The following is a 15,200-nucleotide window of genomic DNA, read 5'->3' as shown; positions in this document are numbered from 1 at the left end:
CAGGGTAATGGGCCGCGGTGACAGAAGTCCCCCGGTCGGACCGGCTCGCCCGCCCGCGCCGGGGCACACTGGGCGGGTGACGTCGATCGATCATCAGCCGGTCACGCCGTTCGAGGAGCGGCTGTGGGCGGCTCATCACGACGGCCGGACGGACGTGTGCCTGAGCCTGCTCCGCGACGCCGACCTGGCGCTGCCGATCACCGCGGGCGCGGCGGCCGGGACCGAGGCCCCCGCCTGGGCGACCGCGGCCGACGCCGAGCGGACGTGGGTGCTCGCGTACACCTCCGTGGCGGCCATGACGGCGGCCACCGGCGGCGTCGCGGCGCACTGCCGGGTGGTGTCGCCGGTCGAGCTGGCGGCCGGCTGGCCGGACCCGCGCTGGGGCCTGGCGATCAACCCAGGGCTGCCCGCCGCGTTCCTGCTGGAGTCGGGCACGCTCGCCCGGCTGGCGGTGCCCACGCTGGCCCAGGACCTGCTGCTCGCCCCCGGGTCGGGCGTCCCCGCGGTGCAGAAGCTGCTCTCCCCCGAGACCGTCCACGAGCTGCTCACCGGGGCCGAGCCGCGGATCTCCGGCTACTGCCATCACGCGCTGGACGTCTCGCACATCGCGACGCCCGCCGTGCTCGCCGACGCCCTGGGTCAGCCGGACATGCTGACCGACGACGGCTCGCTCAACATCCTGCGCTGGCGTCCGGCCGGCCTCGGCCTCTATCGCACCCCGTACGGCGGGACCGACGAGGAACGCAGGGCGGCGGTGGCCGGGTGGGTGGTCGAGGAGCCGCCGTTCGTCGGGCTGGGCATGGTGCCCAACGTGGACCATGTCATCCGCGAGTACAAGGTGTACGGGGTGGTCCTGCCGCACGGCGCGGAGATCTGGGAGCTCACGCCGGGCGGCACGGAGCACCGGCGCGCGCTGTACCACGGCGACCTGCGCCGGTGGCTGCTGATCGGGACGCGGACATGACGGGCCGGGCGTACTACCGGGCCCGCTGGCGGGGCGCCGACTACGTCGCGAGCCCCGAGCCGCACCCCCTGGAGCTGTGGGTGCGGCTGCGCTCCGCCGGGCCCGCGGACGGTTTCGAGGAGGTGGAGCCGGGCTGCCACGTGCGCGCGGTGCCCGCGGCGGAGTGCGAGGCCCTGCATTTCGTGACGGTGGTGTGCCGCTGGCGGGGCGAGCCGTGCCACGTGCACGACGAGCGCGACGGGCTGGTGCTGCTCGAATATCTGGGCGGATCCGCGCTCACCGCGCGCGAGCTGGGGATGGAGCGGATCGAACGAGGCGTGTACCGCCTCTGGGTGCCCCGCGCCGAAGTGGACGACCTGCGGGAACACGCGGCGCCACTGGATGAGGTGAATCATCCGCTTTGATGCTGCTCTTGCCTTCTGATGTTCATGTGACGGAAACTGATCCGTAATGCGGTAGTGGAACCGGATTCCAGTGAGGCATAGGGGGGTTGTCGGTGGAGTCCCTCGGTCCTCCTGACGCGGCGGCGATGCGGGCGTACGCCGACGAGCTGCGCGACATGTTCCGCCGGATCCAGGACGACGGGATGGAGCTGCACGCCCGGGCGCGCGAGGTCCAGGTCACCGAGAAGTCGCGTGACGGCCTGGTCTCGGTGACGGTCGGGGCGCGCGGGGAGCTCGTCAGGCTCGATCTCGACCCGCGCATCTACCGGCGTCCCGACGCGCGCCACCTGGCCGACTCGATCACCGAGACGACGCGGCGCGCGACGGCCCGGGCGCGGGAGCGGGTCACGGAGATCTTCGAGCCGGTGATCCCCAGGGCCGAGTTCGAGGCGCACCTCGACGGCGACGTCGAGGCCGCCATGGCGCGGCTCGCCGACCGGATGGAGGGCAGGGCGTGAGGCTCTGGGACGGTACGGAGATCACGAAACCGGTCGTGGACCGCGGCCTGTCCCAGTGGGACACGATGGCCGGCGATCTGGAGGAGAAGCTCGCGGACCGGGTCGCCAAGGTCAAGGCGGCCCTGGCCACCTCCCCGTGGGGCTCCGGCGTCGAGGGCCTGGCGTTCTGGAAGGCCCACTTCCGCGGCAACGGTCCGAACCTCCTGCTCGACCAGTGCGCCCTGCTGACCGAGGAGATCTCCGGCGAGCCCGGCCGGGTCCGCGCCGCCGTCGACAACACCCTGCGGGTCGACACCGCGATGAAGGAGGACCTGGCCGCGGGAATGACGTGGCGGGTCTGAGGCCGACGACGTGACCGGCTACAACGGCAGCCCGAACCCCACCAGCTCGGCCGGCGGTGGGCAGCCGACCACGTCCGCCCTGGTCGGCATCGACACCGACGTCCAGCCGGTGTGGGAGACCGAGGCGCTGCCCGACTGGGTGGTCCACTGGCTGATCCCCATGCTGTCGGCCGGGCAGAAATGGCCGGAGGCCAGCGAGAGCGGGCTGTCGAAGCTGGCCCACGCGTACGCCGGCCTGGGAGACGTGGCCGTCGGCTCCACCTCCGACGCGGGCACGGCCGCCCGCACCGTCGTGGCCGGCTGGGCCGCGCCCTCCACGGCGGAGTTCGTCTCCAGGGCCAAGGTCCTGTACGGCCACGAGGGCGGTCTCGCCGGGGCGTCGAGGAACGCGCACGCCTACGCCCAGCAGTCCAACGACTTCGCCGTCGAGACCCAGTACTCCAAGATCTCCATCAACGTGGCGTTCTGGGTGACGGTCGTCGCCATCGCCATCGCGCTGGTCGTCGCGTTCTTCAGCGCCGGGGCCAGCACCGCGATCATCGGCCCGTACGCGGCCGCGGCCCGCGCGGCCATCAGCCGGATCATCGTCAGGCTGGCGACCATCGGCGGCAGGTCGCTGACCGCCGCCCGGCTGGCCAGGGTCACCTCGCTCAGCGGCGCCACCGGTCAGGGCGCCATCGCCCGGTTGCTCGCCTCGTCCCTGGGCCGGGAGCTCGTCGAGGAGATCGGCGAGGAGTTCTTCATCGACGCGGCCGCCCAGTACCAGCAGATCCGGATGGGCACCCGGAAGGAGTGGGACTGGAAGAAGTCCCAGGCGGCGATCCTCGGCGCGGGCACGGGCGCGGTGGTCGGCACGCGGCTGTCCGGGCCGATGTCCCGGGTCACCAGCTCGGTGCCGGGCTTCGCCGGACGGGCGCTGACCACCGGCGCGACCAACATGATCGCCTCCCCGGTGGGCAGCTTCGTCGCCAACGGCGCCGTCTACGGCCAGTGGCAGAACCCGTTCACGGCCGACTCCCTCATGGGCGGTTTCCTCGGCGGCGCCGGGCGCACCGGGACGATCAGCCCGTTCAACCCCGACGTGTTCACCGCGGTGAGCAACCCGATCTCGACGCTCGCGTCCGCCTACGACGCCGCCGCGCGCGCCGACGCCGCGCGCATGGGAGGCGACCCGTCCGGCGGCCCGGCGGGCGGCAACCCGTCGACGGGCGGCCCCTCCTCCTCCGACGACGGACCTTCTCCCACCCGTACGAGCGAGCCCGCCCCGGCGCGGGCCGGCGCCCCGGCGGCGAGCGGCGCGAGGTCCACCACCGGCCCGGACGTGAGCGGCGCGCGCACCACCGCCGCGCCGGACACCGATTCCGCCCCGGCCAGGCGCGCCCCTGACCAGGCGAACCCGGACGACCAGAACCGGCCGGACGCGCGCACCGACCGGTCCGGCAGGACCACCGCCGCCCCGGAACCCACCGGCGAGTCGGCGCCGCAGGCCGAGCCAGATCTGGACACCTCCGAGTCCACGAGCACCCCGGACCACCGGAGCACCCCGGAGAACACCGGCACACCGGACACCGCCACGCCGGACACCGCCGCACAGAACACCGCCGCGCCGGACACCACGGGGCCCGAGACCGCCGTACAGAACACCACCGCGCCGGACACCACCGCGCCCGACACCACGGGGCCCGACACCGCCGCGCCCGACACCACCGGCCAGCCGGCCACGGACCCCGACAGCGACGCCGAGACCACCACCACCACGACGACCGCGCAGGCCCCCGTCGCCGCCGACCCCGCGCCTCCCGGCCCGTCGGCCCAGCCCGCCGCCGCCCAGGATCCCGGCCAGGCCGGCGCGTACACCAGCAGGCCGGGGACGGTCACGTCGCGACCCGTCCCAGGCACCCGGTACGTGACCGATGGCCGCCAAGGCCCCGACCTGACCCTCGACGAGGTGCGGGCCGCGACCGGCGAGCTGCTCACCGACTACTTCCTCGACGGCACCGTGACCGGCGTCACCTGGTCGGACGACGGCACGACGCTGGTGGTGCGGACCAAGGACGACGGCATCCAGTACTTCCGCCCGAAGATCGGCCTGAGCGACCCCGGCCTGATGGCCAGGACCGATGTCAGGAGGAACAGCACCGACAGGAGGCCGCACCAGGTCCGCTTCAACCCGCGCGTCGCCGCCGACCAGCTGGCCAGGGTCTGGCTGCACGAGATCACCGACACGCTCCAGGAGCTGCGCGCGGGCGGCGGCAGGGGCATTCTGCGTCGCCGCCGCCAGGGCGAGAACACGCGGGACGACTGCGTAGTCGCCCGGCTCAACGAGCTGGAGATGCTGGCGGACAAGTGGCGGCAGGCCCCGACGATGCCGGAGAAACGGCTCCTCGCCATCGACATCGACGGGGTGGCCCGCCGGCTGCGCGCGGCCGGCCATCCCACGCCGCAGCCGCCCTGGGCGCCCACGCAGGCCACCCGCCCGCAGCAGGCGCCGCCCTTACCGTCCGCCCAGGCGCCCGAGTCGGAGGTGCGGGCCCTCGTCGAGGCGCTCACCCGGGCGGAAGAGGCGATCGGGCGCCAGATCAAGGCGAAGACCGACAGCGCGGAGGCAGCCCGCAAGGAGGCCGTGCAGGCCGCCCGGCGGGCGCGCAAGGCGCGCAAGCAGCACGACCAGGGCCGGTTCGAACGGGCCAGGAAGGCGCGTCAGGAGAGCCGGACGCACCGGGCCACCCACGCCAGGCACCTCAGGATCGCCCAGGCGTACGGCCCGGCGCTGGCGCACGTCACCGAGGCCAGGAAGGCGTACGAGCAGTTCCTGGCCGCGGCGCGGCAGGCCGGGCGGACGCCCCAGCCGGGCGAGGTCAGCATGGCCGACATCGCCCGGTCGCTGGCGACCAGGGCCACCCGGCACCACCAGGCCTACCTGGAGGCGCTGGCCGCGGCGCTGCCGCAGGAGGCCGCGTACGCCACGGCCATGCCGACGGGCGGGCTCGCCCACCTGTCGGCCCTCACCACCGTCGTCAACGACCTCCTGGAACGGAACGGCGCCGTCCACCGGTTCACCACCGACGGGCTGGAGCGAGCCCTGCGGGCCGACTTCCACAAGCTCGTCACCCCCGGCGGCGTCGTGCTGCGGGTGGGCCGCGGCCGCACGGCGGCGGAGGTGCGGGTCGAGCTCACCCTCTCCGACCTGGCCGAGGTGATCGACGCGGGGGTGAAGGCGTCGGAGATGATGGTCGGCCTCTTCTTCCAGGCCGCCAGGACCGTCTCCGCCTCCGAGACCAGCAGCGGCAGCGTGCCCGTGGGCTTCAACACCGCGGTCCTGGCCCAGATGCTGCCCGAGGGCGAGTGGCCCAGGGCGGTGGCCGAGCTGCTGGGGGTCGGCATCGGCGTCTCCGCCGGGCGCAACCGTTCGGCGACGGGCGGGGCCGGCATGTACGCCCAGGGCGGCTCGGTCGCCGACAACCGGAGCGAGTCGCTGCTGTTCGACGCGGCGGCGAAGTGGACCGTGGAGATCCGCACCGGGAAGGCGTCCGGCTGGCGTGACACCACCGTGGTCGACTCGGGCGCGCCCGGCGACCCGGGCGCGCAGCGCCTGTGGTTCTCGCACTCCTACACCGACCAGCCGCCGAGCCGTCCGGTCCCGGTCACCCCGGACCGGCGCGGCGACACGATGCCCAACGTCGTGATCGCCTCGATGACCGAGCTGGACACGGCGTTCGACCGGGTCGCGGCCGAGCTCGGCGGCGCGTACACCCGGGTCGGCACCGTCGCCCGCGAGCAGTTGCACGCGTTCATCGCCGACGAGCTGCCCCACCGGCTGCGGGACGCGGTCAACACCGGCGTCACCCGCGTCCTGTTCCAGGACGGCAAGCCGCACGCGAGCGTGCGCGCCGAGTCCTGGATCGTGCTGGAGGAGAGCGAACTGATCGGCGGTCCGACGGCCGAGGAGTGGGAGGAAGAGGTCCTCGTCGACTTCGTCGCCGCGCCGGGCGGGGCGTCGTCCGGCGGATCGCTGGAGGGGAACGTCTCGGCCGGGTTCAAACATCCCGGGCTGGCGAGCGTCGACGGCCCCGGCGACTACAGCCCCACCATCGGGCCCCAGGTCAGGGGTTCCAGGTCGAAGTCACGGTCCTACTCGGCCACCGCCAACAAGCAGGCGATCCACCCCAGCGTGCACCGGAAGACCAGCCGCAAGCAGGCGTACAAGGTCACGGTGAAGACCCGGTTCGTCGTGGAGGTGTTCGGCAAGGCGCCCGTCGAGCTGAAGCCCATCACCAGCACGGCGGTCATGAGCATGCGCGAGTCGGCCGCCCGCGACTACGGCCTGCCCTTCGACCGCGCCGCGCTGGTCTACGAGAACGGCGTGCCGGTCATGAACGCGGACGGCAAGCACGCGCTGCGCGGCGATCCCCGGCCGGGGCCGCCGCCCGGCCGCAAGGCAGAGCTCCCCGAGTGGCTCGGCGAGGGCCAGGGGCGGATGCGCGGCGCCGGCCCCGCCCTGGTCCAGGAGATCGAGGGGCTGGACGCGCTCCGGCAGCGGGTCATGGACCAGCTCGCGGACCAGGGCCTCATCCCGAAGATCGTCGACGGCAGGCCGCGGTACGCCGGCAACGAGCTCGCCCGCGCGGCCCAGATCCTCAACCTCCAGGAGGTCACCGAGCAGCTCTCGGAGCACCGCATCCGCAGCGCGTACGACTCGTTGGCGCAGGACGGCATCCTCGTCGACCTCGTCCGGCACCGGCTCAACGGCGCGCCCCAGCACTTCGTGCTGCGCGTGTCGCTGAAGCAGGACTTCGCCGGCGAGCCCGGCTACGTCGGCTACTCCGACTCCGAGACGGTGGTCAACCTGGAGATCGGCTCCGACACCTCGGCCCGCGCGATCAGCCGGTCCAGGACGTACGGAGGCGGCGGGTCCGTCAGCGTGGGCGACGGCCCCGAGAAGGGGCACGACGGGCTGACGCACGAGGTGGGCGTCCAGGCCGGCGGCAACCGCACCCGCACGGTGGGCTCCAGCGTCGGCGGCACGGTGAACGTGGTGACGCTCCAGGAGAGCACCGGGCCGGTCGCGATCTTCAAGCTGTCCCACGAGCTCAGCGTCGAGCTCGTGCACGACGGAAAGCAGGTCCTGCGGGAGTCCGGCAGAGGGACGGCCAAGCTGCTCTTCGCCACCGATCTCCTCCCCCCGGACACCGCCGCGGCGCCCGCGCCGCTCGGCGACGTCTCCGACCAGCTGCGGTCCAAGCTGAAGCCGCTGCACATGGACGTGCCAGGCCTGCTGGCGGCGGCGCGCAAGGTGCTGCCGTACGGCATGCGCGAGGACTCGGTGGCGTTCCAGAAGATCATGGCGGCGCTCAACGTGCGCAACCTCGTCGCGCACGCCAAGCTGCTGACCCGGCCGCTGGTCACCGCCCTGGCGGTGCGCACCCGGGGCGTGCCCACGCAGTCGTCGCTGACGGTGGCGGGGAACATCCGCGACGCCGAGGTCGTGGCGGTCGTCGACCAGGTCAACGGCGACATCCTGTTCGGGCTGGGCAGCGCCGGCGTGTCCTGGGGCGGGTCGTCCGGCATCTCGACCGGTGGCTCCAGGAAGGGCGGCGACCTCGACGACGGCGGGACGACCAGCGACAGCGGCTCGTTCTCGGGTCCCACCCGTTCGGGAGGCACCGCCCACTCGACCTCGGTCCTCGACATCTGGGGTACGGAAGAGCTGACGATCGACTTCGGCCGGCAGTACATCGTGCGGGCCGCCGTGGACCTCACGCTCACCGGCTCGGAGAGCGCGGCGTCCGGAATGCCGACGGAGGGCCGCATCCCCCTGGGCGAGGTGAGGACCGCCACGGCGCAGGGCACCGGGCTGTTCACCGTCCCCGAGTTCGACGCGCTGCTCATGTACGCGCAGGGCCGGCTCAGCCTGCCGGGCGTCCTGGTCGGCGACGCGATCGAGCGGCTGCTCAACGGCGGCCTGACCCTCGACCAGAGCGTCGCCGTGCCGCTGGTCCAGCGGTACGTCATGGACGTGACCCGGGCGCGGGCGGCCGGCGAGGACGTGTCGTACGCCGACCGGCACACCCCGGCGGCACTGCTCACCAAACTGCACGAGCTGACCGGGCTCGGCGAGGCGGTGCCCAGGTCCAGGCGGGCGGGCGCGGAGCGGCGGCTGGCCGCCACGCTGAGCGAGGCGAACGACCTGATCGAGCGGTCCAGGGACGTCGTCGTGGCCCCGGCGTACGACAGAGGACCGGGTGTGGGCTCGGTGAACTCGATCACGCTGGTGGACGACCGGAACAATCCGGTCGACATCCTGGACGCGGTGCAGAACGCGGTGCGGGCCGCGGCCCCGCAGGCGGTGACCGGCGCCCCGAACCTGATGGAGGAGCTGAGCGTCGACTTCTCCGGAGACGCCGCGCGGATCCACGTCGTCGACATGATGGGGCGCCTCGGCTACGAGAAGAGCTACCACGTGCAGGCCGGCCCGCAGGTCGCGCAGGCCGAGGAGCTGACGGTCACGGCCCGCCTGGTCTACGCCGATCCGGCGGACGCCCGCAGGGCCAGGTTCGTCGCGCACACCTCGCAGTCCGGCACCATTCTCCAGCACTACCGCTACCTCGACCGGTCGCACTCCGAGTCGTACAACGGCTCACACGCCGTCGGGCTGGAGTACAGCGCCGACGAGGACGGCGACGGCCACGGGGCCGGGCTGTCGACGGACCGGGGCCGCTCGTACACCGGCGGCATCAACCAGCAGGAAACCCGGCTCCAGCGGCAGAGCCGCTTCAACGGGCGCAACCTGGTCACGCAGGTCGCCATGCTGGAGATCGTGGTCACGCGGACCCCGATGGGGGTCAACGGGCTGCGGGGCAAGCCGACGGTCAGCGAACCCGTCAAGTACACCGCCACCATCGAGCGGGGCATCCCGACCGGCATGATCCGGCCGGCCGACCAGGACCCGGGGCCGGTGACCACGGTGCCCGACCCCCGGCGGGCCGAGCTGCGCCCCGGTTTCTTCACCGAGACGCTGTGGGAGGACCCGGACAGGCCGAGCATCTTCGAGGTCGCCTACGCCAAGCTGACCCAGATGCTGGGCGCCCGGGCGCTCCAGGTCCACCGGTCGGAGCTGGTCAAGCGGCTGCAGCCGTCGGCCGTGCTGACCGCGTTCGAGCGGATGACGTCACCCGACGGCCATGTCGAGCGGGTGCCCGGCCTGCGGTTCAAGCACCAGGGAGCCCAGGTCAGGATCCGGGCCCGTACCTCTGACCTGACCATCGTCGCCGGGCCGTTCGACGGGGAGAAGGGGCAGGTCAACAGGCAGGCCGACGCCCAGAACGTCACGGTCTCGCGCAGCCGCGTGCTGCCCGTCGGCGAGAGCCTCAGCGGGAGCGACGCCGACTCCGGGGTCAGCGTCGGCGGCCGGGCCGGCGAACAGGCGTCGGAGAGCGTGTCCGACCATCACGGCGCGCGCCGCGAGCGCAGCGGCTTCGAGAAGGGCAAGCTCTACACCGTCCGGTTCCGGGTGGACTACGACCTCACCTTCGAGCACGTCGCGCGGCTGCGGAACCGCGAGGAGACCGTCGTCGGCGACCCCGTGCACCTGCCGAGCGCCGTGGTCGGCGAGGTGGACGTGACGCTCCTGGAGGAGGAGCTCGCGGAGCTCATCGCCCGGATGGAGGCGGGCGTCAGGCTGGCGCCCCCCGCCGAGCCCTCGGCGCGCACCTTCGCCTTCGTCCCCGGCCCCGGCCGTCACGGGCTGATCCAGGTGCTCGGGGACGCGCGCCTGGCGGCCCGCGAGCGTGGCATGGCGGCCCGGGTCGCGGTCCGCGAGGGCCGCGTGGTCCACCGCTACGTGGCGGAGACCGACGGCACGGTACGCAGCGAGCAGCCGGACGGCGCGTTCGCCGAGGCGTTCACCACCCTGTCACCCCCGGTGCTGAACGCGGCGAGCCGGGCCGGCGTCGACCTGCGCGACGTGTTCCTGAACTCCGAGGTCTCCGGCACGTTCACCCAGCAGGTCATGGCCGAGCTGCGGCGGCGCGGCGTCCTCGCGCTTGACCCGAGCAAGCCGGCCTGGCCCGCCGACCACAAGAAGTCGCACGCGCCGGTGGGCGGGAGCGTCGCCCAGGGCTGGACCGGCACCGGCGGCGCGCCCGCCCCCGCGCTGGAGAACACGATCTTCGACCGGCAGGGCAGGCCGGACAGCGACCCGGACCTGACCCTGGCGGAGGTGCGGGCGCAGGGCCTGTTCGCGGGCGATCTGGACGGCGCGCGCCTGTCGTGGGCGCCCGGCGGGCGGCTGACCGTCCAGGCTCCGGGCATGCCCGCCCAGCACGTTCTGGTGCTGGTCGAGGATCCGGGTCCGGGCCTCAACGGCGCCGTCGAGACGCACGCGGGCACGGCGGACGACCCGCACGTGATGCGCCTCTGGCAGCGGATCCACCCGCAGGTGGTGTCGTCGGTCCTGGTGCACGAGCTCTCGCACGTCGCCCAGGCCGCCGCGGCGGCCGCGGCCGGCGCTCCGCAGGGCGTGCTCCGGCCGTCGGCGGCGCGGCGCGAGGGTGACGACCTGTGCCTGACCCCCCGCCTGAACGAGCATGCCCACCTGTCGCGCAAGTGGCGGGCCGCCTCCGACCCCGCCGTCCGCGCCGACCTGGGCAGGGCGATCGACGCCGTCGCGGCCGACCTCGAACGCCGCGGCCACACCCCGCCCGCGCCGCCCTGGGCTCCCGGCGCACGGGCCGCCGCCGCGCCGCCGAGCAGGATCGCCCAGCTCATCAACGGTCCCGCCGCCGTGCCGCCCGGTGGCCGCCCGGCCCTGCCGGAGGCGGCCGCGGCCGACGCCGTCAGGCGCGCCGCGGCGTTCATGGGCGCCGAGGTCCGCTCGCACGGGCCGGGCGCGCTGGACATCCTGACACCCGGACGCCCGCCGATCCGCGTCGAGATCCACCCGCCCGGTGGCCGCGCGACCACGCCGGGCGCGCTGGCGTACCAGGTGGACGCGGGCCGCACGATCGGGGCGAACGAGCGCGCCGCCGCCGCGACGGTCGCGGAGGCGATCGCCAGGGCCAGGGGCCAGGCGGCGGCCGACCACGCGGCGCTGGCGGAGTTGCGCGAGGCGGTCCGGCAGGTGCGAGCGGCCACCGCCGCGCAGCGGCCCGGCCGGTTGGGCGTGCTGCACGACCTGGTCACCGCCACCCGCCCGGAGGTGTGGCGGCTCGTGCCTGAACCGGTGGCGGCCCAGCTCGCCACGCTCGCGGACGGCCCGCGCCCGCGCGACTGGGCAGCCCACTTCCAGCGGCTGCGCGCGCTCGCCGACACCACCGGCTGGTACCCCCCGGAACAGGAGTGCCGCTGCCCGGAGGGCGAGCCGTGCACCTGCGGCCGCGGCGCGGGCGCGCCGCCGCCCCGGGAACCGGCGGTCTCCGGGACGGTCCGGGTGTGACCCGGTTCCGGCATGATGGGAACCCCGAGCGAGAGGACGGCGATGGCGTTCGCGGTGGCGAGGACGAGGGACGAGGCGCATCTCTATCTCGATCTGCACCCGTGTGCCTGCGGATCGGCGGACACCACCTGGCGCGGCGGGCTGGTCAGCGTGGCGGGTGAAATGGTCAACCGCTACTCCGGCGACTGCGAGGAGTGCGCGGCCCCCCGCGAGTACCTGTTCGGGCTGCCGGCACGCCCGGTGATGCCGACCGGCTATCCGACGTTCGGCGGGCCGGAGCCGTCGGAGCTGCTCGACGCGGGCGAGTGGCTGTGGGTGGCCGACCTGTCGGCGGGCAACGTGCCGGTCGACGACCCGGCCGAGGCCGAGCGGGCGTTGAAGGTGGCGACGGCGGCCGTGGCGGAGGTGGTCAAGTTCGTGCCGCCCGGCGCGGACGCGGTGCCCGACGACGGGTTCTGGTCCGAGCGCGGGCTGGGGATGCGCGCGGCGGAGCCCGGCCGGTTCGATCTCGACCGGCTGCTGGTCGTCAGGGACACCTACCAGGGCCTGGTGAGCCGGCATGCCTGAGCAGGGTCTCGCGCGCACGCTCGTGGAGGCGTACGTCTATCTCGACCTGGTCGGCGAGGAGCCCGGCGCGTCGCGCGGGGCGGCCACCGAGGAGGTGACCGACGGCTGGCTGATCCGGCTCGGCGACGCGGAGCTGCTGGTGCCGCGCGAGTCGGAGTCGTGGGCCAGGCAGCAGGGGCTGACCTTCGGCGCCGGTCTCTCCGAGCTGATCGATCCGGGCCAGTGGGCGCTCATCGCCACCACGTACGCGAGCAGGGCGCTGGAAGGCGCGCTCTTCTTCGCCGCCGACCCGTCGGACGCGCGTAAGTTCGACGAGGTGGCGGCCGGCTGGCGGTTCGCCGCCGACGCCGTGGCGGAGGCGCTGAAGTTCTTCCCCGGCGGAGCGGAGGAGCTGGAGCCCGAGGACTTCTGGACCGAGACGGGCCGGTCGCTGCGCGAGTCGGATCCCGGCCTGCTCACCAGGAGCAAGCTGGAGCGCGACCTCGCGTTCTACCGGCAGAGCCTGGACGACTTCCGCCGCCTGCACGCCCGCTGAGAGCCCCGCTCCGGAAAACCGAAAGGCACCCGCGACCTGATCGCGAGTGCCTTCGTGCAGGTACGCCGCCAGGGACTCGAACCCCGGACCCGCTGATTAAGAGTCAGCTGCTCTGACCAACTGAGCTAGCGGCGCTTGCGGAGATGAATATACCGGCGATTCGCATGCTGGTCGAATCGGTTGGACGGGGACGTGTCCGGCTAGAATAAAGTTCGGCCAGCAGACAGGAGCATCGATGTTCGCATCCCCCGCCGACGTGACCGAGCGGCTCGCCGCCGTCGACTACCTCTCCGACGACGCCATCTCCACCTCGGTGTTCCTGGCCGCCGCACTCGGCAAGCCGCTGCTCGTGGAGGGTCCCGCGGGCGTCGGCAAGACCCAGCTGGCCAAGGCCGTCGCCCAGGCCACCGGGTCCGCCCTGGTGCGGCTGCAGTGCTACGAGGGCCTGGACGAGGCCCGCGCGCTGTACGAGTGGAACTACAAGAAGCAGCTGTTGCGCATCCAGGCCACCAGCGCCGACGACGACATCTTCACCGAGGAGTTCCTGCTGGAACGGCCGCTGCTGAAGGCCATCAGGGCCGAGGAGCCGACCGTGCTGCTCATCGACGAGATGGACAAGGCCGACGTCGAGGTCGAGGGCCTGCTGCTGGAGCTGCTCTCCGACTTCCAGGTGACGATCCCGGAGCTGGGCACGATCGTCGCCAGGCGCAGGCCGTACGTGGTGCTGACCTCGAACGCCACCCGCGAGCTGTCGGAGGCGCTCAAGCGGCGCTGCCTCTACCTGCACATCGGCTACCCGACGCCGGAGCGGGAGCGCGACATCGTGCTCGCGCAGGTGCCGGAGTTCCCCGCCGGCCTGGCCGAGCAGCTCGCCCGCACGGTGGCGACGCTGCGGGCGCTGGAGCTGAAGAAGGCGCCGTCGGTGGCCGAGACCGTCGACTGGGCCTGCACGCTGCTGGCGCTCGGGCGCGACGACCTGGACGAGGAGACGGTGGCGGGCACGCTCGGCGTGGTGCTCAAGCACAACTCCGACCACGAGCGCGCCGTCAAGGAACTCGGGCTGGCCTGATGTCGCTCGTCGACAGGCACGTCGGGTTCGTGCACGCGCTGCGGGACGCGGGGCTGCCCGTCTCGCTCGCCGAAGGGCTGGACGCGGCGCGCGCGCTGGGGGTCATCGACCTGGTCGAGCGGGAGTCGCTGCGCGAGGCGTACGCGGCGACGCTGGTCAAGAAGCCGGCCTACCGGCCCGGGTTCGACGTGCTGTTCGACCTGTGGTTCCCGCCGACGACGAGCGGCCTGCGCCCGCGCGGTGACGTCGACCTGGAGCAGGCTCCGGTGCCCGACCTGCGCGCGCACCTGGCCGACCTGCTGGTGGACGGCACGGAGATCGAGCTGCGCGCGTTCGCGCGGGCCATGGTGCGCCGGTTCGGCAGGCAGGAGGCGCAGCCGGGCCGGCAGAACTGGTTCTCCTACAGCGTGCTGCGCGCCCTGTCGCCGGAGACGCTCATGGCCGGCATCCTGCGCGAGGTGCTGGCCGGGCAGGAGCGCGGCGGGCTGGCCGAGAAGACCACGCGGCAGCGGGTGAACTCGGGCATCAGGCGGTTCGAGGAGGCGGTCTCCGCCGACGTGCGCCGCCGCATCGCCGAGGACTCCGGCATCGAGAAGATCTCCCGGTCGGCGGTGCGCCCGCCGCTCGACCAGATCGACTTCCTGCGCGTCACCAAGGCCGACCTGGCCAGGCTGCGCCGCGAGGTCCATCCGCTGGCCCGCAGGCTGGCCGCGCGGCTGACGATCAAGCACAGGAAGGGCCGGCGCGGGCGGCTCGACTTCCGCCGCACCGTGCGGGCCTCGCTGCAGAGCGGCGGCGTGCCGATGGACACCCACTTCAAGCCGCCCCGGCCGCACAAGCCGGAGCTGGTCATCCTCTGCGACACCAGCGACTCGGTGTCGTCGTTCGCGCACTTCACGCTGCTGCTCACGTACGCCTTGCGTGAGCAGTTCACCAAGGTGCGGGCGTTCGGGTTCGTCGACACGGTGGACGAGATCACCCGGTTCTTCCAGCCGGGCGCCGACGTGGTGGACGCGATGGCCCGGCTGGCCGCCGAGGCCGACATGGTGCGCTTCGGCCGCACCAACTACGGCCACGCGCTGGAGACGTTCGCCGAACGCTACGGCGACGCGATCGGGCCGAAGACCTCGCTGCTCATCCTCGGCGACGCGCGGTCGAACTACCAGCCGCCGGCCCTGGAGCTGCTGAAGTCGCTGGCGGGCAAGGCCCGGCACGCCTACTGGCTGAACCCGGAGCCGCGCCGGCAGTGGGACACCGGCGACTCGATCGCCACCGAGTACGGCTCGGTGGTGCCCATGCACGAGTGCAGGAACGTGGCCCAGCTGGCCGCCTTCATCGAGGACATCGCCTGAACGCGGGTGGACGCGCCTGAACGCGCCTGAGCTCCGTC

9 protein-coding genes and 1 tRNA gene are annotated in these 15,200 nt (G+C 73.5%); 9 read left to right on the top strand and 1 reads right to left on the bottom strand.

What is annotated here, in order from left to right; genetic code table 11:
* Positions 1 to 76: 76 nt before the first annotated feature.
* The 7 genes from ACGFI7_RS19885 (at position 77) to ACGFI7_RS19855 (ending at position 12,741) form a co-directional block, all read left to right on the top strand.
* Positions 77 to 964, top strand: a complete 888-nt coding sequence (locus tag ACGFI7_RS19885) for an SseB family protein (protein WP_393406272.1) — start codon at positions 77 to 79, stop codon at positions 962 to 964.
* Positions 961 to 1,368 (top strand): hypothetical protein, encoded by a 408-nt coding sequence (locus ACGFI7_RS19880; protein ID WP_393406270.1) that lies wholly within the window; start codon positions 961 to 963, stop codon positions 1,366 to 1,368. The genes ACGFI7_RS19885 and ACGFI7_RS19880 overlap by 4 nt, the downstream gene beginning before the upstream one ends.
* A gap of 92 nt (positions 1,369 to 1,460) precedes the next feature.
* Positions 1,461 to 1,865, top strand: a complete 405-nt coding sequence (locus ACGFI7_RS19875) for a YbaB/EbfC family nucleoid-associated protein (protein WP_393406268.1) — start codon at positions 1,461 to 1,463, stop codon at positions 1,863 to 1,865.
* Complete coding sequence (locus ACGFI7_RS19870; protein ID WP_393406266.1) at positions 1,862 to 2,206, top strand: hypothetical protein; 345 nt, start codon at positions 1,862 to 1,864, stop codon at positions 2,204 to 2,206. Before ACGFI7_RS19875 ends, ACGFI7_RS19870 begins: the two co-directional genes overlap by 4 nt.
* A 10-nt stretch (positions 2,207 to 2,216) precedes the next feature.
* Positions 2,217 to 11,639, top strand: coding sequence for a hypothetical protein (locus ACGFI7_RS19865; protein ID WP_393406264.1), 9,423 nt, complete (start codon positions 2,217 to 2,219; stop codon positions 11,637 to 11,639).
* Positions 11,640 to 11,651: 12 nt separating this feature from the next.
* Positions 11,652 to 12,206: a hypothetical protein gene (locus ACGFI7_RS19860; RefSeq protein ID WP_393406262.1), complete on the top strand. Its 555-nt coding sequence runs from the start codon at positions 11,652 to 11,654 to the stop codon at positions 12,204 to 12,206.
* Positions 12,199 to 12,741, top strand: coding sequence for a hypothetical protein (locus ACGFI7_RS19855; protein WP_393406260.1), 543 nt, complete (start codon positions 12,199 to 12,201; stop codon positions 12,739 to 12,741). The genes ACGFI7_RS19860 and ACGFI7_RS19855 overlap by 8 nt, the downstream gene beginning before the upstream one ends.
* 61 nt (positions 12,742 to 12,802) lie before the next feature.
* Here ACGFI7_RS19855 and ACGFI7_RS19850 read toward each other — a convergent pair.
* A tRNA-Lys gene (locus ACGFI7_RS19850) sits at positions 12,803 to 12,876 on the bottom strand.
* 100 nt (positions 12,877 to 12,976) lie between these two features.
* On the opposite strand from ACGFI7_RS19850, the gene ACGFI7_RS19845 reads away from it, so the two are divergent.
* Both ACGFI7_RS19845 and ACGFI7_RS19840 read left to right on the top strand, forming a co-directional pair.
* Positions 12,977 to 13,810, top strand: coding sequence for an AAA family ATPase (locus tag ACGFI7_RS19845; protein ID WP_393406258.1), 834 nt, complete (start codon positions 12,977 to 12,979; stop codon positions 13,808 to 13,810).
* Complete coding sequence (locus tag ACGFI7_RS19840) at positions 13,810 to 15,162, top strand: VWA domain-containing protein (protein WP_393406256.1); 1,353 nt, start codon at positions 13,810 to 13,812, stop codon at positions 15,160 to 15,162. The genes ACGFI7_RS19845 and ACGFI7_RS19840 overlap by 1 nt, the downstream gene beginning before the upstream one ends.
* Positions 15,163 to 15,200: the final 38 nt, after the last annotated feature.

It is taken from the genome of Nonomuraea sp. NPDC048826, from assembly GCF_043198225.1.
Lineage (GTDB): Bacteria > Actinomycetota > Actinomycetes > Streptosporangiales > Streptosporangiaceae > Nonomuraea.
Note: the sequence above shows the minus strand (reverse complement) of the source record. Positions and strands in the feature narration are given on the sequence as shown.